Source organism: Pontimicrobium aquaticum, assembly GCF_005047595.1.
In the GTDB taxonomy this organism is placed as follows: domain Bacteria; phylum Bacteroidota; class Bacteroidia; order Flavobacteriales; family Flavobacteriaceae; genus Pontimicrobium; species Pontimicrobium aquaticum.
Map to the genome: position 1 here is coordinate 146439 of NZ_SUPL01000005.1, position 24328 is coordinate 170766.

The window sequence follows — 24328 nt, forward strand, 5'->3', positions numbered from 1 at the left end:
AAGTTAAATTAAAAAGATTCCCATTTTCATGGGAAATAGTTATGATAAAAAACGATTTATTTTTAAGAGCTTTAAAAGGAGAAACTGTTAATCGTCCTCCTGTTTGGATGATGCGTCAAGCAGGACGCTATTTGCCTGAATTTATGGAAATTAAAGCTAAGTATGATTTCTTTACGCGTTGTCAAACACCAGAATTAGCCAGTGAAATAACCGTGCAACCTATTCGTCGTTATGGTATGGATGCTGCTATTTTATTCAGTGATATTTTAGTGATTCCTCAAGCTATGAATATTGAGGTTGAGATGAAACCAAATTTTGGACCTTACTTACCTCATCCTGTTCGCTCACAAAAAGATGTTGATAATGTTATTGTTCCTGATGTAAAAGAGGCTTTAAGCTATGTTTATGAGGCCATAAAAGCAACCAAAGAAAAATTAAATAATGAAATTCCGTTAATTGGTTTTGCAGGCTCACCTTGGACCATACTTTGTTATTGTGTGCAAGGTCAAGGCAGTAAAAATTTTGATAAAGCCAAAGAATTTTGTTTTACAAACCCTATTGCCGCGCATCAATTACTTCAAAAAATAACCGATACAACTATTGCGTATCTAAAAGAAAAAGTAAAAGCTGGCTGTAATGCTGTTCAGATTTTCGATTCTTGGGGAGGCATGCTATCTCCAACCGATTATCAAGAATTTTCGTGGCAATACATCAATCAAATTATTGAAGCTTTAAAAGATGATGCTCCTGTCATTGCTTTTGGAAAAGGTTGCTGGTTTGCATTAGGTGAGATGGCAAAATCTAATGCATCTGCTTTGGGTGTAGATTGGACGTGCTCACCAAAAAACGCTCGTTATTTAACTGGCGGAAACATTACCTTACAAGGTAATTTTGATCCAACACGCTTATTTTCTCCTCCTAATGAGATCAAAAAAATGGTACACCAAATGATTGATGAGTTTGGAAAAGATAAATACATTGTAAATTTAGGTCATGGTATTTTACCTAATATACCATTAGATAATGCCAAAGCTTTTATTGATGCGGTAAAAGAATATAATGCTTAAAAATATTTTCATAGGAATTAAAGCATATGCTGGAGCCTTTGAGTTAATCTCAAAACTTAAGCTATGGAACTATTTTATAATTCCTATTCTTATAAGTGTTGTAACTGCAATTGCTATTAGTGTATCGGCATATGGTTTTTCAGATAATATTGGTGAATTCATTTCTCAAATTTGGGTTTGGGAATGGGGAAAAGAAACCTTTAAAACCATAAGTGAAGTTTTTGGAGGACTTCTTGTTTTGGTGCTAGGTCTTGTACTCTACAAGCATATTGTTATGGCGTTATCTGCACCTTTTATGAGTCCTGTGTCCGAAAAAATTGAAGCGCATTTATTAGGTGAAAACTCTAATTTAATACATCAACACCGCAATACCTCTTTTCAATCCCAACTATGGCGAGGTATTAGAATTAACGTGCGTAACTTAGCCATGGAATTATGGCTAACTATTATTATTTTAATTATGAGTTTAATTCCAGTAATAGGTTGGTTTACTTCGCTATTGCTATTCTTCATTCAAGCCTATTATGCTGGATTTGGTAATATGGACTATACATTAGAACGCCATTTTAAATATCGAGACAGCATCTCTTTTGTTAGAAAAAATCGAGGCATTGCCATTGGTAATGGCATTGTGTTTATGCTGTTTTTATTAATTCCTGTCATTGGAGTTATTTTGGTGTTACCACTTTCAGTAACAGCTGCATCAACTGAAACCGTAAAATTGTTAAAGGCAAATCATGAAAGATAAATTTTACCAATACATACAAAACCTTCAAGACACCATCACTTCCAAATTAGAGGCTATTGATGGCAAAGCTAAATTTCAAGAAGATATATGGAAACGCCCAGAGGGAGGTGGCGGAAGAACACGCGTCATTGAAAACGGGAATGTTTTTGAAAAAGGAGGTGTTAATATATCTGCCGTTCATGGTGAATTACCAGAAACTATGCGCAACCATTTTGGTGTTACAGACGCTAACTTCTTTGCTTGTGGTTTAAGTTTGGTATTACACCCCAAAAATCCAATGGTACCAACTGTACATGCTAATTGGCGTTATTTTGAAATGTATGATGACCAAGGAAACATTGTAAATTCTTGGTTTGGTGGTGGACAAGATTTAACCCCTTATTATTTATTTCAAGAAGATGCAAAACATTTTCATCAAGTTTGTAAAACAGCGTGTGATAAACATAACCAAGAATTTTATCCAAACTATAAGAAACGTTGCGACGAATACTTCTACAATTCTCACCGAAATGAAGCGCGTGGTATAGGTGGTTTGTTTTTTGATTATTGTAAGGCTTCAGAAGATATGACCATGAAGAATTGGTATGATTTCGTTACCGAAGTTGGTAATAGTTTTCTCGAAGCTTATGTTCCAATCGTTAAAAAACGAAAAAATATATCTTACACTAAGGAGCAACGTAATTGGCAGGAAATACGTCGCGGACGTTATGTAGAATTCAACCTTGTTCATGATAAAGGCACACTGTTTGGACTTAAAACCAATGGCAGAATTGAAAGTATTTTAATGAGCTTACCACCTCATGTACAATGGCAATATAATCATCATCCAGATACTGGAAGTGATGAAGAAAAATTAATTGAAGTATTAAAAAACCCTATTGATTGGGTGTAATTTTGTCATTCTAAGTAGAACGAAGAATCTATTTCAATTAAAGGAGAGGTTCTTCACTACGTTCAGAATGACATTAATATAGAATATATGTATCCACTAAGAAGAAACCGTAGATTAAGAACCAATGAAGCCATTCGTTCTTTGGTTCGTGAAACCATCATCACACCAAACAATTTTTTAGTACCATTATTTGTAGTTGAAGGCAAAGGCATAAAAGAAGAAATTCCATCAATGCCAAATTACTATCGTTATAGTCTAGATTTACTAGAAAAAGAAGTTAAAGCGCTTTGGAATCTAGGATTAAAATCGGTGCTATTATTTGTAAAAGTACCTGATAGTTTAAAAGACAATAAAGGCACTGAAGCGTTAAACCCTAGCGGACTAATGCAACGCGCTATAAAAACTGTTAAGAATACCTGTCCAGACATGTTGGTAATGACGGATGTTGCACTAGATCCTTATTCATCTTACGGTCATGACGGTATTGTTGAAAATGGCGTGATTTTAAATGATGAAACCGCTGATATATTAGGAGAGATGAGTGTGTCTCATGCGCAAGCTGGTGCAAACTTTGTAGCACCTAGCGATATGATGGATGGACGTATTTTAACCATTCGTGAAGCTTTAGAAGATGAAGGTTTTATCGATACTGGTATTATGAGTTACTCTGCTAAATACGCTTCAGCTTTTTATGGGCCCTTTCGAGACGCCTTAGATTCTGCTCCTGTTGATATGGTTAATGTTCCTAAAAATAAAAAATCTTATCAAATGGATTATGCAAATCGTTTTGAAGCGATTCGAGAAACCGAAATGGACATTAACGAAGGTGCAGACATTGTTATGGTAAAACCAGGTATTGCTTATTTAGATATTGTCCGTGAGATTAAAAACGAAGTAGAAGTTCCTGTGGCTGTATATCAAGTGTCTGGTGAATATGCTATGATTAAAGCTGCTGCAGAAAAAGGTTGGCTGGATCATGACGCTGTTATGTTAGAACAAATTACTGCGATTAAAAGAGCTGGAGCTGATATTATAGCTAGTTACTTTGCCAAAGATGTGATAAAATTAATTTCTTAACTTTCAAGAGGATTTATATTCTTGAAAATGTATAAGAAAACACTATTTCTTTTTATTTCGCTGATAGCTGTAAATGTTATTTCAGCACAATTAGTGTACAACACTCCAGAATCTGTTGGGTTAAATGCGATTTATATTGAAACCAATGTAGATTCTATCATGAATGATGCCATCACCCAAAAAGCATTTCCTGGAGCTCAATTGTTGGTGGCAAAACAAGGTAAAATCATTTTTCATAAAACCTATGGCTTTCATACCTATGATAGTATTCAAAAAGTAGCCAAGGACGATGTGTATGACCTAGCTTCAGTTACTAAAATTACGGGGCCTTTACCAGCACTAATGAAACTCTTTGAAGAAGGTAAACTTAACCTAGATGTTCCCTTTAGCTCCTATTGGTCTTCTTGGAAAAAACGTAAGGACAAAAAAGACATAACGCTTCGTGAACTTTTGTCGCATCAGGCGGGAATGAATCCTTACATTGTGTTTTTAAGTGATGTTTTAAGGAATGGCAACCTTAAAAAGCGTTTTATTAAAGAGGAAAATCGGAAGCGTTTTTCAAATAAAGTCTATAATAACCTACATGTGAAAAACAGATTCAAAAGAAAGGTCTTCAGGAAAATAAAACGCTCTAAAGTACGCGACGATAAAACGTATGTATATTCTGGACTAGCTTCGTTAATTTACCCAACACTGATAGAAAATATTACAGGGGAAAATTATGAAAACTACCTCAACAACAACTTTTATAAGCCTTTAGGCTGTGAAGTTCTTGGTTATAATCCAATGACCAAACATTTTAATAATGCTATAGTTCCAACTGAACAGGATTCCCTTTTTAGAAATGATTTTGTAAAAGGTTATGTGCATGATGAGAATGCTGCGCTCTTGGGAGGGGTTTCTGGTAATGCAGGACTGTTTGCCACAGCCTTAGACATGGCTAAATATATGCAAATGCTAGTGCAAAAAGGCACATATAATGGGAAACAGTATTTTAAGCCTTCAACGGTTGAGGAGTTTACAAGTATTCAGTATCCTGAAAACGATAATCGAAGAGGGTTAGGTTTCGATAAGCCACTTATTAGGAACGATACCTTAAACATAAAAGAAGCCTATCCCGCTCCTCAAGTAAGCGCAACAAGTTTTGGGCATTCAGGGTTTACAGGCACCTTTGTTTGGGCAGATCCAGAAAATGAGTTAGTGTTCATCTTTTTGTCCAATCGTGTGTATCCAAGTAGAACTCACCGAAACATTTATAACTTAAATGTTCGTCCTAAATTACAGCAAGTATTTTATACAAGTCCAAATTCCGAAGAAAAAATCATAAATAATTAGTACTTTTAAACCCTTAAAGGCACACTATGAGTTTACTTATTTTTTACGCAATAATCTCAATTTTCTTTTCCTTTTTGTGCTCTATTTTAGAAGCGGTCCTGTTAAGTATCACCCCAACATTTATCAATATAAAAAAACAAGAAAACAAACCGTATGCCGAAAATCTAGAAGCCCTAAAAAAGGATGTTGACAAACCACTTATCGCAATTTTAACACTTAACACGATTGCGCATACCGTTGGTGCTATTTTAGTTGGTGTACAAGCCAAAGTGGCTTATGCAGAATTGTATGGCAATACTACTAGAAAACTATTTGGCATCTCTTTTACTGAAGATATAATGGTTGGTATTGTTTCAACCATCATGACTGTTTTAATTTTAGTAGCCTCTGAGATTATCCCAAAAACCATTGGAGCTACCTATTGGCAACAGTTAGCTCGTTTTACAACAAGTGCTTTAAATATTTTAATTTTTCCGTTAAAATGGACTGGCGTTTTATGGCTATTGCAGCTTACAACAAAACTCATAGGTGGAAAAGGGCATCATGGAAGCGTATTGAGTCGCGAAGATTTTCATGCTATGACAGATATGGCTCATGAAGAAGGTGTTTTTAAGGAATCGGAAAGTAAAGTCATTAAAAACCTATTGAATTTTAAAGACATACATGCAAAAGATGTAATGACACCAAGAACGGTTATGAAAACCGAAACCGAAACCATGACTATTGAGGAATTTTTTAACGAGAATCATAACATACGTTTTTCAAGAATTCCTATATATACTGATACTCCTGATAATATTACTGGATTGGTTTTAAAAGACGATGTGTTTAAAGAAATGGCTTTTGGGAATGGTAATAAAAAACTATCTGATGTTAAACGAAACATCATTATTGTTAACCGAAGTATGGCAATTCCAAAGCTATTTGAAGAATTGGTTGAGAGTAAAAACCATATGGCCTTAGTGGTTGACGAATATGGCTCAGTAAGTGGTTTAGTCACTATGGAAGATGTTATTGAAACACTTCTAGGGCTTGAAATTATGGACGAAAGCGATAATGTGGCCGATTTACAATTATTAGCCAGAAAAAGCTGGGAAGCTAGAGCAAAACGCTTAGGTTTAATTGATGAAAAGCCTAAAGAATAACATGGAGTTTTGCGTAATAAAAACAACCTTAGGCTTTGCTAAATTAGAAGGCGATGAAGAAGGTCTCTCATCACTCACTGTTTTAAACAATGAAACGACAATATCAGACATTGTTCCAGAAGTTTTAGACGATGCTGTTCGTCAATTAGAAGAATATTTTAAAGGTGAACGTACACAATTTAGCTTAATCTTAAACCCTCAAGGCACCGATTTTCAAAAACGTGTCTGGAAGGCATTGCTTGATATTCCTTACGGAAAAACCACCTCATATTTACAATTATCTAAAGATTTAGGCGATGTTAAAGCTATTAGAGCGGTTGCTAGTGCCAATGGTAAAAATCCGCTTTGGATTATTGTACCTTGTCATCGTGTAATAGGTAGCGATGGCAGCTTAACTGGTTATGCTGGAGGTTTACACCGAAAACAATGGTTGTTGGAACATGAAAGCCCTTACAAACAACAATCTTTATTTTAATTCTTATCTTTAGTCTAATCAAATACTTACAATATGATTAGCAAACTTAATTTAGAGAATATTTTGTTTCTGGATATAGAAACGGTTCCTGAAACTCAGCATTTTTCAGATTTAGACGATACCAAACAAGCCCTTTGGGAACTTAAATCGCAATACCAACGAAAAGATGATTATACAGCTGAAGAGTTTTACGAACGTGCAGGTATTTGGGCAGAATTTGGTAAAATTGTTTGCATTTCGGTTGGTTATTTTTCTAACCAAAGTGACATCAGGAACTTTAGGGTGACATCGTTTTATGGCGATGAAATTAAAATTCTGAAAGATTTTAAAAACCTATTAATATCACATTTTAGTCAGTCCAAACATTTATTATGCGCGCACAATGGTAAGGAATTCGACTTCCCTTATATTGCAAGACGTATGATTATTCATAATATAACCTTGCCTTATAAATTAAATCTCTTTGGTAAAAAACCTTGGGAAGTGCCACATTTAGACACTTTAGAATTATGGAAATTTGGCGATTATAAAAATTATACCTCATTAAAACTATTGACTAATGTACTAGGCATTCCATCACCTAAAGATGACATCGATGGCAGTGAAGTTTACAGGGTGTATTACGAAGAAAAGCAAATAGACAGAATCATAACCTACTGCGAAAAAGATACGATTGCGGTAGCACAAATACTTTTAAGATTACGTGGTGATGAATTACTAACCGACGATGAAATAATTCATATTTAAAATTTCTTCACCTATTTAGCTGTTTTCTCTTGCTTAACTAATAAATTTTATACTTTTAGACATGGTTAAAAAACAATTGCTATCTGTTAAAAATCTTGAAATTTCGTTTACCAATAATTCGGTAACCAACAAAGTCATTAAAGGCATTTCGTATAACTTATTTCCAAATGAAATATTAGGAATTGTTGGTGAGTCTGGAAGTGGAAAATCGGTTTCTACTTTAGCAGTTGCAGGATTACTTCCTAAACAAAATTGCACCATAGATAAAGGCGAAATACTATTTGAGGATATAGACCTAACTGCTCTTAACAACAAAAGTTTTGAAACACTTCGTGGCAACGATATTGCCATGATTTTTCAAGAGCCTATGAGTTCTTTAAACCCTTCCATGACCTGTGGGAAACAAGTTATCGAGGTATTATTAAAGCACACTAAACTCACAAAAGGAGAAGCAAAAAATGAAGTATTGGAGCTCTTTACAAATGTAAAACTTTCTAATCCTAATATTGTTTTTAATAAGTATCCTCACGAAATTTCTGGAGGCCAAAAACAACGTGTCATGATTGCATTAGCTATTGCATGCAAACCCAAATTATTGATTGCGGATGAGCCAACAACATCTTTAGATGTAACCGTTCAAAAAGAAATTATCTTATTGCTTAAAGATCTTCAAAAGACATTTGAAATGAGCATTATATTTATTTCTCACGATTTGTCTTTAGTCTCAGAAATAGCAAATCGAGTGTTGGTTATGTATCAAGGTGAGGTTGTTGAACAAGGGTCTTCTAAAGAAGTTTTCAAAAACCCTCAACACATTTACACAAAAGCTTTAATTAACTCCAAACCATCACTAAATGTTAGGTTAAAACAACTTCCTACTATTGATGATTATATGAATAACAATATCTTAGATGCTCTTGTTTCAGATAACGAACGAAAAGAAAAACATAAAGTGCTTTATTCACAACCACCTTTGTTAGAAGTTCAAAATGTGAGTAAGGAATATCTTAGTAAGCACGGTTTTTTTGGAAAGTCATCAGTATTCAAAGCTGTTGACAATGTAAGTTTTAAAGTCTATGAAGGTGAAACTCTAGGTCTTGTTGGCGAGTCTGGTTGCGGAAAATCAACCTTAGGAAATGCTATTTTACAATTGCATACCGTAAGTTCTGGAAATATCTTCTACAAAGGCATTGACATTACAAAGCTTTCAAAAAAAGAATTAAGAATACTAAGAAAAGATATTCAAATTATTTTTCAAGACCCTTATGCCTCTTTAAATCCAAGAATTTCAGTTGGCAATGCTATTATGGAGCCTATGAAAGTTCACGGATTATATAATTCTACAAAAGAACGAAAAGAAAAGACTATAGCGTTATTGGAGCGTGTTGGTTTATCTGCAGACTATTTTAATAGATATCCTCACGAATTTTCAGGTGGCCAACGACAACGCATTGGTATTGCAAGAACCATAGCGTTACAGCCAAAGCTAATTGTTTGTGACGAATCGGTTTCAGCATTAGATATTTCGGTACAGGCGCAAGTACTTAACTTACTAAACGAACTAAAAGATAATTTTGGATTTACTTACATATTTATATCACACGATTTAGCGGTCGTAAAATATATGAGTGACCAATTGCTTGTGATGAATCAAGGTAATATAGAAGAACTAGGAGAAGCAGATAGTATTTATGCCAATCCTAAAAAAGAATATACTAAAACACTTATAGACGCTATTCCAAAAGGATTATAGCATGAACAGCTTTTTTACTAAACGCAAAAGACTCCTAAGGAGTCTTTTTGTGTTTTGAATGTTAGCTAAAATATTTTTAAATCTATAAGTAGGTTCAGGTAGATTTGGCACAACATTCATAAGCTAAATTTATGATAGATTTGGTAATCTATTATATAATATTAGGTTGATTTGGGATTGCTAATATGAAACATTATTTTAAATAAATCAGTTTAAAAACATAATTAATCGATGAAATGCATACAATTTTAACATTTTAAAGATATTTTGCACTCAATGCGATTTTATTTATTAGTTCTATACTATTATCTTTGAGAGTATTCAAATCAGTACATTAATGATGAGCAAAAAACTTTGGGAAGGCAGTAAACAGTTTAAAGAACATAGTCATTTACACGATTATAAGCTATGGTTAGCAACAAGCAAAGGCTTAAAATTTAAAAATTACCAAGAATTATGGCAATGGTCTGTGACTGAAGTTGAAGATTTCTGGGAAAGTATGTGGAATTATTTTAATGTTATATCACACAAACCCTATTCAAAAGTATTGTCGTCTCACCAAATGCCAGATTGTAAATGGTTTGAAGGTGCCACAATTAATTATGCTGAACATTTGTTTAGAAAAGCCAAAGACAACGAAACGGCTATTATTTTTGGAAATGAAGCTGGTATTAATCAAGATATTTCTTGGTTAGAGCTTAAAACTAAAGTAGCTTCTCTTGCAACATATTTTAAATCTATTGGCGTTACAAAAGGCGATCGTGTAGTGGCATTTTTACCTAATATTCCTGAAGCTACCATTGCATTTTTAGCCGTTAACTCTATTGGAGCCATTTGGTCCAGTACCTCTCCAGATTTTGGCTCTGAAAGTGTGGTAGATAGATTTGCACAAATTGAACCCAAAGTACTTATTGCTGTGGATGGTTATCAATACAACGGTAAGCCTTATGATAAATCTAACATTGTAAACGCAATTGTAGATGCATTGCCTACTCTTAAAAAAGTGTTGGTATTGCCTTATCTCAATACAAATGCGCTTGATAATTTTCCTAAGCATTACGAAAATATCAACCATATTTTTAACACGGTTTCTGGTGAATTGACTTTCGAGCCAGTTGCCTTTAATCATCCTATTTGGGTTTTGTATTCCTCAGGAACAACAGGACTACCAAAGGCTATTGTACACTCACATGGAGGCATTCTTTTAGAGCACTTAAAATACATGGCGTTTCACAACGATGTTCATGAAGGCGAGCGCTTTTTTTGGTTTTCCACCACTGGATGGATGATGTGGAATTTTGTACAAGCGGCATTTTTAATGGGAGCCTCAATTGTATTGTACGATGGAAGTCCAACATATCCAAATTTTAATGCTCTTTGGAAATTCTCTGAAGATGTTAAAATAGCCCATTTTGGTACAAGTGCACCATATCTGGTGGCTTGTATGAAAAAAGGATTGATGCCAAAAGCTGAGTTTGATTTATATTCAATTAGATCCATCAGTTCTACAGGAGCACCTTTACCTCCTGAAGCCTTTGATTATGTGTATGCAAATATAAAAGACGATGTTTGGTTGTGTTCTATGGCTGGAGGTACAGATGTGTGCACTGCCTTTGTTGGTGGTGTGCCTGAATATGCTGTACATTCTGGTGAAATTCAATGCAGAGCTTTAGGTGTGTCGTTATATGCTTATGATGATCATGGAAACCCTGTAGAAGACCAATTAGGAGAAATGGTGATTGATAAACCAATGCCTTCAATGCCAATATATTTTTGGAATGACACAGACAATAAACGCTATAAAGCCAGTTATTTTGAGCACTATCCAGGGAAATGGCGACACGGCGACTTTATTAGAATAAACTCAAAAACCAATGGCTTAGTTATTTATGGTCGAAGCGATGCAACATTAAACAGACATGGTATTAGAATTGGTACAAGCGAAATTTACAGAGCAGTCAATAAAATTAAAGCTGTAGAAGATTCACTCATCGTGAATCTTGAATTAGAAGAAGGGAAGCATTACATGCCTCTTTTTGTGAAAATGAAAAATAGTGCCAAACTAACAGATGAAGTAAAATCTCAAATTAATAATCAACTAAAAAAAGAATATTCGCCGAGACACGTTCCTGATGAGATTATTCAAGTTGACGATATCCCTTATACCATTAGTGGTAAAAAAATGGAAGCACCCATTAAAAAAATCCTTTTAGGAATGTCTCTTGAAAAATCTATAAATTTTGACTCAATGAGAAATCCTGAATCGGTTCAGTTTTTTATTGAGTTTGCTACACAGATTTAAAAATCAATCTCCGGGTCGTCATCCAGTTGTCCTTTTTTGGACAACTTTGCGTTTTCTTTATACTCCTCACAATCTAGAATAATAGATAAATCTATTGGTTTTTCAAATTCTTCTTTTGAAACATTTAAAGTTTCATCAGCATAACATTTTTTCATGTATAATCCCCAAATAGGCAATGCCATGGCTGCACCTTGCCCATAGGTAATACTTTCAAAATGCGCTGCACGATCTTCTGCGCCAACCCAAACGCCTGTGACTAAATTAGGAACCATTCCCATAAACCAACCATCACTTTGGTTTTGCGTGGTTCCGGTTTTTCCAGCTATTGGATTATCAAATTCATAAGGGTAGCCTGTAACAATTTTCTTATAGGCACGATCTGTTCCATAGGTGTGTCTTAGCCTAGTTCCAGAACCTCCTTGAGTAACGCCCTCCAATAAATTAACAGTTACATAAGCCACTTCTTCACTTAAAACATCTTTAGTTTCAGGTGTAAATTGAAACAATACCGTTCCGTTTTTATCTTCAATTCTAGTGAGTACTACAGGAGTGGTATAAACACCTTTATTAGCAAATGTAGAATACGCTGCCACCATTTCATACACACTTAAATCTGGTGTCCCAAGTGCTATAGATGGTACAGGTAAAATATCTTGTTCAATACCTAAGCTTTTTGCTAAATCTACTACTGGTTGTGGACCAATTTCGTTCATTAATCTTGCCGTAACTGTATTTACAGAATTCGCTAAGGATTGCTTAAGGTTTAAATACCCTGAATAATCACCATTATCATTCCTTGGTGTCCAAGACTCTGGATTTCCATACTTATTGGCTGGAATGGTGATTTGTGATTTTGGAAAGGTATCACACGGTGACAAACGTAATTGGTCTATGGCAGCAGCATATACAAAAGGCTTAAAAGTAGAACCTATTTGACGCTTTCCTTGTTTTACCATATCGTATTTAAAGTGACGATAGTTCATTCCACCAACCCATGCTCTTACATGTCCTGTTTGCGGTTCCATAGACATCATTCCTGGTCGTAAAAAGTGCTTGTAATAACGCATGGAATCCATTGGTGTCATCACGGTATCAATCTCGGCATATTTTCCATCTTGCCAAGAAAAAATGCTCATTTGGGTAGGTTCATCAAACGACTTATAAATTTCCTCATCAGGTTTTTTAAGGTCATATTTCATATGTCTCCAACGCTCTGATCGTTTAATTGATACTTGCATTAACGTATCTATGGCACCATGAGTAAGATCTAAAAATGGTGCTGTTGGGTTTCGTCTCTTGGTATTTTGATGGAAAAACTCTGCTTGTAACCTTGGCATGTGTTCTTCAACCGCTTCTTCGGCATATTTTTGCATTCTAGAATCGATGGTTGTATAAAACTTTAATCCATCTTTGTAAATGCTGTACTTTGAGCCATCTGGCTTTCTATTGTTAGGGTTATTTACCCACTTTTTAAGTTCCTCCTGTAAATACGCTCTAAAATAGGTGGCTGTACCGTCGTTGTGAGACTGTGGTGTATATTTTAAATCCAACGCTGTTTGCTGTAAAGAGTCTTTTACTTCTTGAGTGATAAAGCCATACTTTTCCATTTGAGCCAACACCACATTACGTCTGTTTCTGGTTCCTTCAGGGTTTCTGTGTGATCTCGGGTTATACAATGATGAATTTTTAAACATCCCAACCAACATAGCCGCTTCTTTTAAATCGAGGTCTTGTGGTTTTTTATCAAAATAAATACTTGCTGCCGAACGAATGCCATCAGCATTATTCCCAAAATCATAGATGTTGAAATATTGGGCTATAATTTCTTCTTTGGTGTATTGGCGCTCTAAACGTGTTGCAATGACCCATTCTTTAATTTTTTGTGTAATTCTTCCTGTAGTGCTTCTAGAGCCCTCACCGTGGAACAATTGTTTTGCTAATTGTTGTGAAATGGTACTCGCTCCTCCACCTCTACCTAGCTTTACTATGGCTCTTAAGGTTCCTCTAGCGTCTATACCTGAGTGCTCTCTAAAACGCGCATCTTCTGTGGCAATTAAAGCATCTACTAAGTGCTTTGGCAACTCATCATAACCAACTGGTGTTCTGTTATCATTTAAATAAAACTTTCCGAGAGTTTCACCATCGGATGAAATGATTTCTCCTGCTAGATTAGTGTTAGGATTTTCTAACTGTGTATGGTCTGGCATTTCACCAAAAACGCCCCAAGCTGCCAATTGAAATATTAAGAAAAAACAAAGTATTCCAGCTCCAAATAATATCCAAAACCAACGAATATATTTTGAAAAATCTCCTGTGTTTTTTGTTTTCTTTTTTGTAGCCATGTATTAATTACTGTTTTGGGGTGTTTCTATTCTAAATCCAATGTCTGTGATGCCTTCAAGGTTTTCAACACCATTAACTTGTCCGTTTTCACGCATAGCGTGTTGAATTTTCACTAAATAATCTCCAAATTCTGAAAACACAACCCCTTCTTTATACCACAGTTTATTCTCTTTAACATCCGAAAATCCTGTGCCTAAAAACTCGCCATTGGGTTTTGCCATTTCATACTCTAGAGTATCTGTTACTTTTTTTCCGTTAGGGAAATTCATTTCAACTATTAAAAACAGATTACTGTATTTATAATTACTTGTGTTTCTAAGGTTTACAAATAAGTTATAAGGTTTTAACGAATCTGGTGGTGTTACATAAAACTCCACTATTGAGTCTTTATGCCATTGATTAGGTACCGATTGATATTCGTCAAACACACGATTAGAATCACAAGCAGTAACTCCAATACACAAGATAATCAACAATCCAAAAACTTTATTTCGCATTATTTTTTGATCTTCTTTTGTTCTTGTTTCTATTATTTCTACGTTTTCTAGAGCGTTTTGGACTATCAAATCGTGTTAAACTATCTTGTCCTACAACGTTTTCAAAATCTGTTTTAGTGTCTTCTACCAAGTCTTGCGCATATTCTTCTAGGCTCGCTACTTTTTTCTTTTTAGAATTAATTTCTATAATTTCTTTAGCCTGAGCAGTTGTAAGTTTATGCCAATTCATCCATTCGCCTTCATAGGCATACCACATATAGCCTTTAAAAATATCTGTTTTTTGACACACACCAACACCTTTTTCTGTTTGCAATTTAATATCGCTTTTAGGGAAACTTTTTAAGGCATCTAAATAGGTGTCTAGTTCATAATTTAAACAGCACTTTAACTTACCGCACTGTCCTGCTAATTTTTGTGGATTTAAGGATAATTGCTGGTAGCGTGCAGAGGAAGTACTTACTGAACGAAAATCGGTTAACCAAGTAGAGCAACACAATTCTCTTCCACAGGAGCCAATACCTCCAAGTCTGGCAGCTTCTTGACGAAAACCAACTTGTTTCATCTCGATTCGAGTTCGGAACTCTTTTGCAAAAACCTTGATAAGTTCTCTAAAATCAACTCGTTCTTCGGCTGTATAATAAAATGTCGCTTTACTTGCATCGCCTTGATATTCGATGTCCGAAATTTTCATCTGTAACTTAAGGTCAATAGCAAATTGGCGCGCCTTAACTTTCATGGCTTCTTCCTTATCTCTAGCGCCTTGCCAAATATCAATATCTCTTTGGGACGCTTTTCTATATATCTTGAAAAATTCTTCAGGAGTTTCACTAATATTTTTACGTTTCATTTGCACGCGAACCAATTCGCCTACAAGCGTTACCATACCAATATCGTGTCCCGCTTGTGCTTGAGTAGCAACAACATCTCCAATGCTTAGCGATAAATTTTCTGTGTTTTTATAATAGTGTTTTCTTCCGTTTTTAAAACGTACTTCAACCCAGTCAAAGGGTTTTTCTCCGTTAGGAAGCGACATGTTAGACAACCAGTCAAAAACAGTTAATTTGTTACAGCTATCAGTTCCGCAAGTTCCATTGTTCTTACATCCTTTAGGCTGACCGTCTTTACCAGTTGAGCAACTGTTACAAGCCATATATTTTTATATATTGAATTCGTTAATAATTAAATTATTACGAATGAATGTTCATAAATCCTTTAATGAGGTAAAGATAAGATTATTATATAGACTTTTAAAAGGCTAAATAAAATTAGATGTCCTTAACAGAAATAATATTTACGGGACATGCTTTTGCTGCCTTTTCGCAATCGTCAAATATAATATGGTCATAAGACTTTAAAGTAAAGAACCCTTTTTTGTCTTTTGCGTGTAAGAGCACTGACTTACCATCTTTTTTAGACATTCTAAATTGATTTGGAGCTAATTCTACACAGTAATTACAACCAATACATTTATTTCGTTGAAGTGTTACTACTACCATTAGGCCTCAACTTTGTTTTCAACAATTTTATATAATTTATCTGAAGGTCTAATTCTAAAATCTAACGGAATTGTAACTGAATCTCCTTTTAATCCTTTATCTAATTTCTCATCATTAACCAACATTTCTTTAACTTCTATTTCTTTTGCACCTGTCGTTGGTCCAGTAATTAAAATAGTATCGCCAATAGTTAAATCGTATGCTTCAATTTTGAATTCTCCAATTTTTGCTTTTGGAAAAAAGTGCATGCCTTTGCCTAAATACAATTTTTTTTGTGTTGCATGAGACCCTGAGCCTTTGCTCCACTCCCCAAGTTTTTGACCTAAATAATAGCCATTCCAAAAACCGCGATTATATACTTTTTCGAGTTCTTGCATCCATAAAATAACCTCATCTTTATTATAAGTGCCTTTCTCTAAACTATCAATAGCCTCTCGATAACACTTAATTACTTTTGCAACATATTCTGGCGCTCTGCCTCTTCCCTCTATTTTTAATACTTTAATGCCTGCATCAGCCACTTGGTCTAAAAAATCGATAGTACATAAATCTTTTGGTGACATGATGTACTCATTATCCAGCTCCATTTCGAATCCAGTTTCTTGGTCAATAACCGTATATTTTTTTCGGCAATTTTGCTTACAAGCACCTCTATTTGCAGAAGAATTATGCGAATGCAAACTCATATAACACTTTCCAGAAACAGCCATACATAATGCACCATGACCAAAAATTTCAATCTCGACTAACTTTCCTGAAGGCCCTTTTATTTGATCTTTTTCTATTTGCTCAGTAATCCTTTTTACTTGTCTCAAACTTAATTCTCTACTTAACACCATAGTATCAGCAAACATCGCATAAAACTTAACTGTTTCTATGTTTGTGATATTTATTTGGGTAGAAATGTGTACTTCCATTCCAGCTTCTCTAGCTGATGCAATAACCGCTTGATCCATAGCTATTACAGCTGTAATATTAGCTTCTTTAGCTTTTTTTATGAGTGTTTTTACGATAGATAAGTCATGATCGTAAATAATGGTGTTTAACGTAAGGTACGTGCGAACATTTTTTTCTTTACAACGTCTAGAAATTTCTTGTAAATCATCCAACGTAAAATTAATAGAAGCTCGAGCTCTCATATTTAGTTGTTCCACTCCAAAATATACCGAGTCTGCACCATTATCTAAAGCCGCTTGTAGCGATTCAAAATTTCCTGCAGGTGCCATTAATTCTATCTTTTGCATCATCACTTCTTACTTTTTATCAACTTTTAAGGTCTCGAAAATATTTCTCAAATCTTTTTTATAAGGTAAGTGGTCTGCTCTTCCTTTTTTAAAAATATCGTTACTGTTTCCTTGTCCTTTACGTAATGCTTTTTGCTCTTCGTAAGGCAAAGCATGTATGTCTTTACAATTATTAGAACAGCAGTTATTCATTTCTTCTTTACATTTATCGCATTGAATGAATAGTAAGTGACATGCATCGTTAGCACAATTGGTGTGCACATCTGCTGGTTCGCCACATTGATGGCAGCACGCAATAATATCGTCACTAATTTTTTCGGCTCTGCGCTCATCAAACACAAAGTTTTTTCCAATAAATTTATTTTCTAATCCTTTATCATTTACTTGACGAGTGTATTCAATAATGCCTCCTTCTAATTGATACACATTCTTAAAGCCTTTATGTTTAAAATAAGCACTTGCTTTTTCGCAACGAATTCCTCCAGTACAATACATTACTAGATTTTTGTCTTCCTTGTGCTCTTTTAAATCATCCTCGATAATATCTAAAGATTCTCTAAAAGTATCTACATCTGGCGTTATCGCATTTTTAAAATGACCTATTTCACTTTCATAGTGATTACGCATATCTACAAGTACTGTATTATCGTCTTCAATTAATTCGTTAAAAGTATCGGCTCCAACATGTATTCCTTTATTAGTTACATCAAACGTATCGTCATTTAAACCATCAGCAACAATTTTATGGCGCACTTTTACTTTAAGTTTTAAAAAAGATAAGTTGTCTTGCTCTATGGCTATATTTAGTCGTATGTCTTTTAAAAAATCTATGTTATCAAGATGTGTTTTAAACTCATTGAATCTATCAGCTGGAAGAGAAAGTTGTGCGTTTATACCCTCGGTAGCCACATAGATTCGTCCTAAAACATCTAATTGGTTCCAAACAATAAATAATTGGTCTCTAAATTCTTGAGGATTTGTAATTTTTGCGTATTGATAGAACGAGAGTGTTAATCGATCTTTTCCTGCTTTTTCGATTAATTCTGCTCTTTCTTTAGCGCTTAAGGTATTGTACAGTTGCATGCTATACTAATTTTAAGGTTAAGAAATATTTTGGCAAATGTACTATTTTTAAAACAAGGCATAAAAAAACACTTTAAAATTTAATTTAAAGTGTCTTCAAAATTTAATAATGGTATATTTATTTTTTATCTTATTTAGATAAAAACTCACTTTACTTCTTAACAAAAAAGAGCTTTAAAGTGTTTTTCATAGCATAAATTTTCCCAGTACTATTTAGTAGATGCAAAAACTTTTAAAAGGTTGCGTTATAAAATTGTTTGATGCTAAAAGATGTATTATTTTAGCATATCATAGAAACGAAAATTAGAAGTAATGAGTAAGGAAAAAGAAGCAAAGTTAAAAGCATTAAAGCTTACATTAGATAAATTAGACAAGGCATACGGAAAAGGAACCGTCATGAAAATGAGTGATCAAGCTGTGGTGGATGTAGATGCTATTTCATCGGGTTCGTTAGGGCTAGATATTGCTTTAGGTGTTGGTGGTTACCCTCGCGGAAGAGTTATTGAAATATATGGTCCTGAATCTTCAGGTAAAACTACACTAACATTACATGCTATTGCTGAAGCACAAAAAGCAGGAGGTATAGCTGCCTTTATTGATGCAGAACATGCTTTTGATAGATTTTATGCCGAAAAATTGGGTGTAGATATTGACAACCTAATTATATCGCAACCAGATCATGGTGAACAAGCCTTAGAGATTGCTGATAATTTAGTGCGCTCAGGAGCTATTGATATTGTAGTTATCGACTCGGTAGCTGCATTGACTCCAAAAAGCGAAATTGAAGGAGAAATGGGTGACTCTAAAATGGGTCTTCATGCAAGATTAATGTCTCAAGCATTACGAAAACTAACTGCTTCAATTAGTAAAACAAATTGCACCATGATATTCATCAACCAATTACGTGAAAAAATTGGTGTTATGTTTGGAAACCCAGAAACAACAACAGGTGGTAATGCATTAAAATTTTATGCTTCTGTACGATTAGATATTCGTCGCTCCACCCAAATAAAAGATAGTGGTGGTAATGTGCTTGGTAACAAAACTCGTGTTAAGGTGGTTAAAAACAAAGTAGCACCTCCTTTTAGAATGGCAGAATTTGATATTATGTATGGCGAAGGTATTTCAAAAATTGGTGAAATTTTAGATATTGCCGTTGAAAACGAAATTGTAAAGAAAAGTGGCTCTTGGTTTAGTTATCAAGACTCAAAACTTGGGCAAGGAAGAGACGCTGTAAAAAATATGCTAAAAGACAATCCGGATTTAATGGATGAACTAGAAGAACAAATTAAAGTCATAATTTCTGAAAATAAGTAATAAAAAAATCCCGCAAAAAGCGGGATTTTTTATGATTTAAGCGCAACCTTTTTAAGCTTCAAACATCTAATAAGTAAATAACTCCAAAACAAATACTATGAAAAAAATAATTTCAGCCATTTTTATTTTTACATTGATATTTTCTTGTAGCCTAGATAATGATATTGATAGAGATGCTGCTTATACAGATATTATCCCTATACAAAGTGCCGAATTCCCAGACTACTTTGAATCTGGACAAACACATACAATTACCTATAATTATTTAAGACCAAGTACATGTCATAGTTTTTACGATTTGTATTATGTTGCAGAAGAAAATACAAGAACCATTGCTGTTGTTGCCTATGTAGAAGTAAGTGACGATTGCGAAGTTCTAACAGATGAAAATGTAGAAAGCTCATTTAATTTTAGAGCCGAAGAACCTATAGGAACTGTATATACTTTTAAGTTTTGGCAAGGAAGAGATAACAGCGGAGAAGATATTTTTGTAACTTATGAGGTAGAAGTGCAATAAGCCTTTAAATTGATATAATTGGGTTTAGAACAGCTCATACAAAAGTGTAAAGACAATGATATTAATGCACAAAGTGATTTATACAAGCTCTATTCGAGCAAATTATTTTCACTTTGTCTAAAATATTCAAAAAACCATGCGGAAGCTGAAGATACTCTGCAAGACGCCTTTTTGACAATTTTTAAAAAAATATCTCAATATAGCGGAAAAGGTTCTTTTGAAGGTTGGCTAAAACGAATTGCTATAAATACTGCGTTACAGCGTTATAGAACACAAGGTGTTTTTGATATTGTTAATGAAAATCAAATAGAAGATGTATATGTGGAGGATGTGGATATAGAAACCGTAGATATAGATTTTTTACTAAATTCAATACAAGAACTTCCAGACAGATACAGGCTGGTATTTAACCTTTATGTATTAGATGGATATTCTCATAAAGAAATTAGTAACATGTTAAAAATTACTACTGGAACTACAAAATCCAATCTTGCAAGAGCAAGAAAAATTTTAAAAGAGAAAGTAGAAAATTATATGGCGACGTTAAATTCGCAATCATTATGAAAAATAATAAAAAGCATATTGATAGGCTTTTCCAAGAAGGACTAAAAAACTTTGAGGCAACACCTAATCACTCTGTTTGGGAAAACGTTTCCGAGCAGTTGCTTAGCAAGAAAAAACAACGTAAAGTAATTCCTTTGTGGATAAAACTTTCAGCTATCGCTGCAGGTTTTCTGTTATTACTTACTTTAGGTAATAATCTTTTTTTTAAAGAGAACGACACAACTCCAAAAACTAATGAAATTATTGTTGATACAGAATCTCAAAGCAAAGAGAATATTAACGATTTAAACAATACTCCAAATTCAAACATTATTCAGCCCCAAAACAATATAAATAGTGAAGATTTAGCCAATGAAGAGGCTAATTATAATAAAGAAGAAGCTAATAACTCATCAAAAGGTATTAATACTAATTCTAAAAATGCACTTATTAACAAAAACGAATCTATTGTTGCTGAAAACAATTCAAAATCAACTTTAAATAACAATAAGCAACTTGATTCATCAGTCAAAAAAGAATTAACAGATGCGTTAACAAAACAAGAAAACAATAATACAATTGCGTCTAATTCTAAAAGCAACAAAGTTGTTGAATCTCAAAAAAACAGTATTGATAAAGAATTATCAAAAACAACAGATATAAATACAACCATTGCGAATACCGAAATTAATAAAGAAGCATTAAATACAATTAAAGAAACCTCTATTGAAGATGCTATAGCTGAAAACAACATAGCTAAAGAAGCAGAAGAAAGTTTAGAGGTAAACGATGAGACTGCTAAACGCTGGAGCGTGGCGCCAAATATTGCACCTGTTTACTTTAACTCATTGGGTTCTGGTTCCTCAATACATTCTGAATTTAACAATAACTCGAAAACAGGAAATATAAATGTAAGTTATGGCGTGTTGGCTAGTTACATTATAAACGATAAAGTTAACTTAAGAGTTGGTCTTAACAATGTAAAACTTGGCTACGATACGCATGATGTAGTTGGCTTAAACAGCACAGGGAGTAATCCTCTTAGATCAATTGCCGTTAAAAATATTGCTGTATCTAAAAGTGTTTCCAATTCTTCTCAATATATAAATGTGGTAGGAATGAGTTTTGCGCAAGTTCCAGAAACACTTTCAAAAGAGTTTAACTCCTCTATTAATCAAGAATTAGGATTTTTAGAAATACCTTTAGAAATTCAATATAAAATAACCAATACAAAATTTGGTGTTAATGCTATTGGAGGCTTTAGCGCCTTATTTTTAAATAGCAATGAAATCTATTCCACATTAGATGGTCAAACTTCTTTAATTGGTAAGGCAACAAATATTAATAATTTGAGTTATAGTGCTAACCTAGGCTTAGGTTTTAACTATAAAGTATCAAATAACATTAATATTAATTTAGAACCAATGTTTAAATATCAATTAAACACTTTTAGAAATACTTCTGGCAACTTTAAGCCATATTTTATAGGTGTTTATTCTGGTTTAAGCTTTAGGTTTTAAGGATTTTTAGTTGGTTAGGTTGGTTATTGTACTTCGTTCTAAGAAGTTTCAATAATTTAAAAGTCACTCTTTTTAGAGTGACTTTTTTTCTGCTTCCAATTCGTTTAAAATAATAGTTCTTGATGTATTATTGAGTTTTTTAGTATCCTCAATCATTAAATGCGCAGTGTCTAAAAATTCATGAATCTTTACACGCAACATTCCAGGACCTCCACTAAAAAGGGTATAAGAAAACCGTTTTTTATTATCGTAAAACGTTATTGGAACAATAGGAATTTTGTGATTAATTGCCAGCCTAAATGCACCATCTTTAAAATCGGCAAGAGTAACATCTTCATCAGGCACCAGTCCTTCAGGAAAAATACAAATACTCAAACCAGATTTTAAACGTTTTTGTGCTCTTAAAAATACAGCTTGCCTGCTTTTGGCACTGCTTCTATCTACTAAAATACAGGTGCGTTTGTAGAAAAACCCAAATAAAGGAAGCTTTGCTAATTCTTTCTTACCAACAAACACAAAAGGATTTTTCTTAATTGTTACCAACATAAGCATGATATCGATCATGGAAGTGTGATTGGCTACAAGCATATAGCTTTTTCCTTTTTGAAGCTTTTGGAGTCTTTTTACTTTCCATCCAAAACCCATTCCTATTAATATAAACTTGGCCCAAATTCGTGCTAACCTAAAAAAGAAAGGATACCATTGCTCTTTAGCTATCGAAATAATAAGTATTGGAAACAAAATGATGATTGGTAAAGTAACCAATATGTAGAACCAAATTCGATATAAAATCCAGAAAGGATATTTTAAAATCTTCATTATAGCCAAAACTAGTTAATTTAATTGAGCTATTCTACCAAAAAAATTACCTTTGCCTTATATTAGTTTTTAAGTTTAATTTAAAAAGATTCCCGTTTTCACGGGAAATACTATGGCTAGAATATTAACAGGTGTACAAAGTACAGGAACGCCTCATTTAGGAAATCTTTTAGGAGCTATTATGCCTGCAATACAAATGAGTAACGATCCAAACAACGAATCATTTCTTTTTATTGCAAACATGCATACCTTAACTCAAATAAAAGATGCAGAAACATTAAGGCACAATACGTATTCTACCGCAGCTACTTGGTTGGCTTTTGGTTTAGATATTGAAAAAACCGTTTTTTATCGTCAAAGCGATGTGCCTCAAGTCACAGAACTGTCTTGGTATTTAAGTTGTTTCTTTCCATATCAGCGTCTCACTTTAGCACATAGTTTTAAAGATAAAGCCGACAGACTAGAAGATGTAAACGCTGGTTTGTTTACGTATCCAATGTTAATGGCTGCTGATATTTTGCTTTATGATGCTGATATAGTCCCTGTGGGAAAAGATCAGTTACAACACTTGGAAATTACGCGTGATGTGGCTTCAAGATTTCATGCCAAAATGGGAGAAACCTTTGTGTTGCCTCAAGCAAAAACGCAAGAGCATACCAAATTAATTCCAGGAACTGATGGTGAAAAAATGAGTAAAAGCCGAAACAACACCATTAACTTATTTTTATCTGATAAAAAGTTACGTAAGCAAATTATGAGCATTGCTACCGATAGTACACCACTTGAAGACCCTAAAGACTGGAGTACTTGCAATTGCTTTGCCATTTACGCATTGATTGCTAACGACCAACAAATAGCTGAGATGAAAACCAACTACGAACAAGGTGGTTATGGTTATGGACATGCTAAACAAGCTTTGTTTGAATTATTAATTGATAAATTCTCGACCGAAAGAGAACGCTACAACTATTATATGAATAACCTCAACGAAATTGATAAGGCCTTGGCTATTGGTGCTGAAAAAGCTAAGGTGATTGCAGATGACGTTTTAAAGAGAGTTAGGACTAAAGTTGGGTACTAATTTAGATATAAATAAATGTCTGTCTTTCATAATATTTTTATTTTAGTTAGTAGGTTCTATATTAAATATTATCCAAAATATAAATATTGGGCAACACATGCCGAAATGTTTCTTACTCTTTTAATAAGTATTAATTTAGTTAGTTTACTATTTTTATTTTCTGTTAGATTAAATTCTGCCTTTCTAATTATAGGTGTCTTAATATTACATTTTTTGATCGGTTTTCTTTTTGACAAATTCGACGATAAAGATTACGTAATAAACTATAAATTAAGAAGGCAAGAAAAAATAATTTCTTATTTTATTATGGTTGCAAGTTTTACTTTC

At 33.8% G+C, this 24328-nt stretch carries 22 protein-coding genes; 15 read left to right on the forward strand and 7 right to left on the reverse strand.

Going from position 1 to position 24328, the window contains the following annotated elements; all coding sequences use genetic code 11:
- Positions 1 to 41 precede the first annotated feature (41 nt).
- The 10 genes from hemE (at position 42) to E5167_RS10420 (ending at position 11541) form a co-directional block, all read left to right on the forward strand.
- Positions 42 to 1067, forward strand: a complete 1026-nt coding sequence (gene hemE / locus E5167_RS10375; RefSeq protein ID WP_136843781.1) for a uroporphyrinogen decarboxylase — start codon at positions 42 to 44, stop codon at positions 1065 to 1067.
- Complete coding sequence (locus E5167_RS10380; protein WP_136843783.1) at positions 1060 to 1815, forward strand: EI24 domain-containing protein; 756 nt, start codon at positions 1060 to 1062, stop codon at positions 1813 to 1815. The genes hemE and E5167_RS10380 overlap by 8 nt, the downstream gene beginning before the upstream one ends.
- A complete protein-coding gene (gene hemF, locus E5167_RS10385) occupies positions 1805 to 2707 on the forward strand; it encodes an oxygen-dependent coproporphyrinogen oxidase (RefSeq protein ID WP_136843786.1) in 903 nt (300 codons plus the stop codon). The genes E5167_RS10380 and hemF overlap by 11 nt, the downstream gene beginning before the upstream one ends.
- Before the next feature lie 87 nt (positions 2708 to 2794).
- Positions 2795 to 3784 carry a porphobilinogen synthase gene (gene hemB, locus E5167_RS10390; RefSeq protein ID WP_136843788.1) on the forward strand — a complete coding sequence of 330 codons (990 nt, stop codon included), beginning with the start codon at positions 2795 to 2797 and terminating at the stop codon, positions 3782 to 3784.
- Between the two features lie 27 nt (positions 3785 to 3811).
- Positions 3812 to 5119 carry a serine hydrolase domain-containing protein gene (locus tag E5167_RS10395; RefSeq protein ID WP_136843790.1) on the forward strand — a complete coding sequence of 436 codons (1308 nt, stop codon included), beginning with the start codon at positions 3812 to 3814 and terminating at the stop codon, positions 5117 to 5119.
- A gap of 26 nt (positions 5120 to 5145) precedes the next feature.
- On the forward strand, positions 5146 to 6264 hold the full coding sequence (locus E5167_RS10400; RefSeq protein WP_136843792.1) for a CNNM domain-containing protein: 1119 nt from the start codon (positions 5146 to 5148) through the stop codon (positions 6262 to 6264).
- Between the two features lies 1 nt (position 6265).
- Entirely contained in the window at positions 6266 to 6739 is a 474-nt protein-coding gene (locus E5167_RS10405; RefSeq protein WP_136844074.1) for a methylated-DNA--[protein]-cysteine S-methyltransferase, read from the forward strand.
- A 33-nt stretch (positions 6740 to 6772) separates the two neighbouring features.
- A complete protein-coding gene (locus E5167_RS10410) occupies positions 6773 to 7486 on the forward strand; it encodes a 3'-5' exonuclease (protein WP_136843794.1) in 714 nt (237 codons plus the stop codon).
- A gap of 61 nt (positions 7487 to 7547) precedes the next feature.
- Positions 7548 to 9239 carry an ABC transporter ATP-binding protein gene (locus E5167_RS10415; RefSeq protein WP_136843796.1) on the forward strand — a complete coding sequence of 564 codons (1692 nt, stop codon included), beginning with the start codon at positions 7548 to 7550 and terminating at the stop codon, positions 9237 to 9239.
- 337 nt (positions 9240 to 9576) lie between these two features.
- The gene (locus E5167_RS10420; protein WP_136843798.1) at positions 9577 to 11541 is read left to right on the forward strand and encodes an acetoacetate--CoA ligase; all 1965 of its coding nucleotides are present in this window, start codon (positions 9577 to 9579) and stop codon (positions 11539 to 11541) included.
- Here E5167_RS10420 and E5167_RS10425 read toward each other — a convergent pair.
- From E5167_RS10425 to trhO, 6 genes are all read right to left on the reverse strand, one after another.
- Positions 11538 to 13883: a penicillin-binding protein 1A gene (locus E5167_RS10425; protein ID WP_136843800.1), complete on the reverse strand. Its 2346-nt coding sequence runs from the start codon at positions 13881 to 13883 to the stop codon at positions 11538 to 11540. The genes E5167_RS10420 and E5167_RS10425 overlap by 4 nt on opposite strands.
- A gap of 3 nt (positions 13884 to 13886) precedes the next feature.
- Positions 13887 to 14381: a gliding motility lipoprotein GldH gene (locus E5167_RS10430; RefSeq protein ID WP_136843802.1), complete on the reverse strand. Its 495-nt coding sequence runs from the start codon at positions 14379 to 14381 to the stop codon at positions 13887 to 13889.
- Entirely contained in the window at positions 14371 to 15531 is a 1161-nt protein-coding gene (locus tag E5167_RS10435) for a PSP1 domain-containing protein (RefSeq protein ID WP_136843804.1), read from the reverse strand. The genes E5167_RS10430 and E5167_RS10435 overlap by 11 nt, the downstream gene beginning before the upstream one ends.
- Positions 15532 to 15646: 115 nt before the next feature.
- A complete protein-coding gene (locus E5167_RS10440; protein WP_136843806.1) occupies positions 15647 to 15877 on the reverse strand; it encodes a ferredoxin in 231 nt (76 codons plus the stop codon).
- Positions 15877 to 17121 carry a peptidase U32 family protein gene (locus E5167_RS10445; protein ID WP_211242148.1) on the reverse strand — a complete coding sequence of 415 codons (1245 nt, stop codon included), beginning with the start codon at positions 17119 to 17121 and terminating at the stop codon, positions 15877 to 15879. Before E5167_RS10445 ends, E5167_RS10440 begins: the two co-directional genes overlap by 1 nt.
- A gap of 9 nt (positions 17122 to 17130) precedes the next feature.
- Positions 17131 to 18204: an oxygen-dependent tRNA uridine(34) hydroxylase TrhO gene (gene trhO / locus E5167_RS10450; RefSeq protein WP_136843810.1), complete on the reverse strand. Its 1074-nt coding sequence runs from the start codon at positions 18202 to 18204 to the stop codon at positions 17131 to 17133.
- A 312-nt stretch (positions 18205 to 18516) separates the two neighbouring features.
- Between trhO and recA the strand changes: the two genes are divergently transcribed.
- The 4 genes from recA (at position 18517) to E5167_RS10470 (ending at position 22101) form a co-directional block, all read left to right on the forward strand.
- Positions 18517 to 19521 (forward strand): recombinase RecA, encoded by a 1005-nt coding sequence (gene recA / locus E5167_RS10455; protein ID WP_136843812.1) that lies wholly within the window; start codon positions 18517 to 18519, stop codon positions 19519 to 19521.
- Between the two features lie 97 nt (positions 19522 to 19618).
- Positions 19619 to 20038, forward strand: coding sequence for a hypothetical protein (locus E5167_RS10460; RefSeq protein WP_136843814.1), 420 nt, complete (start codon positions 19619 to 19621; stop codon positions 20036 to 20038).
- Positions 20039 to 20056: 18 nt separating this feature from the next.
- Complete coding sequence (locus tag E5167_RS10465) at positions 20057 to 20602, forward strand: RNA polymerase sigma factor (RefSeq protein ID WP_136843816.1); 546 nt, start codon at positions 20057 to 20059, stop codon at positions 20600 to 20602.
- Positions 20599 to 22101: a hypothetical protein gene (locus tag E5167_RS10470; RefSeq protein ID WP_136843818.1), complete on the forward strand. Its 1503-nt coding sequence runs from the start codon at positions 20599 to 20601 to the stop codon at positions 22099 to 22101. Before E5167_RS10465 ends, E5167_RS10470 begins: the two co-directional genes overlap by 4 nt.
- Positions 22102 to 22173: 72 nt before the next feature.
- On the opposite strand, the gene E5167_RS10475 is transcribed toward E5167_RS10470, so the two are convergent.
- Positions 22174 to 22920: a lysophospholipid acyltransferase family protein gene (locus tag E5167_RS10475; protein WP_136843820.1), complete on the reverse strand. Its 747-nt coding sequence runs from the start codon at positions 22918 to 22920 to the stop codon at positions 22174 to 22176.
- Positions 22921 to 23032: 112 nt separating this feature from the next.
- On the opposite strand from E5167_RS10475, the gene trpS reads away from it, so the two are divergent.
- On the forward strand, positions 23033 to 24001 hold the full coding sequence (gene trpS, locus E5167_RS10480; RefSeq protein ID WP_136843822.1) for a tryptophan--tRNA ligase: 969 nt from the start codon (positions 23033 to 23035) through the stop codon (positions 23999 to 24001).
- Positions 24002 to 24328: the final 327 nt, after the last annotated feature.

Bases quoted from the DNA above. Each gene is read 5' to 3' on its own strand.
- E5167_RS10405 (WP_136844074.1), top strand. From the start codon at position 6,266: ATGGAGTTTTGCGTAATAAAAACAACCTTAGGCTTTGCTAAATTAGAA.
- trhO (WP_136843810.1), bottom strand. From the start codon at position 18,204: ATGCAACTGTACAATACCTTAAGCGCTAAAGAAAGAGCAGAATTAATC.
- E5167_RS10435 (WP_136843804.1), bottom strand. From the start codon at position 15,531: ATGGCTTGTAACAGTTGCTCAACTGGTAAAGACGGTCAGCCTAAAGGA.
- E5167_RS10470 (WP_136843818.1), top strand. From the start codon at position 20,599: ATGAAAAATAATAAAAAGCATATTGATAGGCTTTTCCAAGAAGGACTA.
- trpS (WP_136843822.1), top strand. From the start codon at position 23,033: ATGGCTAGAATATTAACAGGTGTACAAAGTACAGGAACGCCTCATTTA.
- E5167_RS10400 (WP_136843792.1), top strand. From the start codon at position 5,146: ATGAGTTTACTTATTTTTTACGCAATAATCTCAATTTTCTTTTCCTTT.
- recA (WP_136843812.1), top strand. From the start codon at position 18,517: ATGAGTAAGGAAAAAGAAGCAAAGTTAAAAGCATTAAAGCTTACATTA.
- E5167_RS10425 (WP_136843800.1), bottom strand. From the start codon at position 13,883: ATGGCTACAAAAAAGAAAACAAAAAACACAGGAGATTTTTCAAAATAT.
- E5167_RS10430 (WP_136843802.1), bottom strand. From the start codon at position 14,381: ATGCGAAATAAAGTTTTTGGATTGTTGATTATCTTGTGTATTGGAGTT.
- E5167_RS10420 (WP_136843798.1), top strand. From the start codon at position 9,577: ATGATGAGCAAAAAACTTTGGGAAGGCAGTAAACAGTTTAAAGAACAT.
- E5167_RS10460 (WP_136843814.1), top strand. From the start codon at position 19,619: ATGAAAAAAATAATTTCAGCCATTTTTATTTTTACATTGATATTTTCT.
- E5167_RS10410 (WP_136843794.1), top strand. From the start codon at position 6,773: ATGATTAGCAAACTTAATTTAGAGAATATTTTGTTTCTGGATATAGAA.
- E5167_RS10415 (WP_136843796.1), top strand. From the start codon at position 7,548: ATGGTTAAAAAACAATTGCTATCTGTTAAAAATCTTGAAATTTCGTTT.
- E5167_RS10395 (WP_136843790.1), top strand. From the start codon at position 3,812: ATGTATAAGAAAACACTATTTCTTTTTATTTCGCTGATAGCTGTAAAT.
- E5167_RS10445 (WP_211242148.1), bottom strand. From the start codon at position 17,121: ATGCAAAAGATAGAATTAATGGCACCTGCAGGAAATTTTGAATCGCTA.
- E5167_RS10380 (WP_136843783.1), top strand. From the start codon at position 1,060: ATGCTTAAAAATATTTTCATAGGAATTAAAGCATATGCTGGAGCCTTT.
- hemE (WP_136843781.1), top strand. From the start codon at position 42: ATGATAAAAAACGATTTATTTTTAAGAGCTTTAAAAGGAGAAACTGTT.
- E5167_RS10475 (WP_136843820.1), bottom strand. From the start codon at position 22,920: ATGAAGATTTTAAAATATCCTTTCTGGATTTTATATCGAATTTGGTTC.
- E5167_RS10440 (WP_136843806.1), bottom strand. From the start codon at position 15,877: ATGGTAGTAGTAACACTTCAACGAAATAAATGTATTGGTTGTAATTAC.
- hemB (WP_136843788.1), top strand. From the start codon at position 2,795: ATGTATCCACTAAGAAGAAACCGTAGATTAAGAACCAATGAAGCCATT.
- hemF (WP_136843786.1), top strand. From the start codon at position 1,805: ATGAAAGATAAATTTTACCAATACATACAAAACCTTCAAGACACCATC.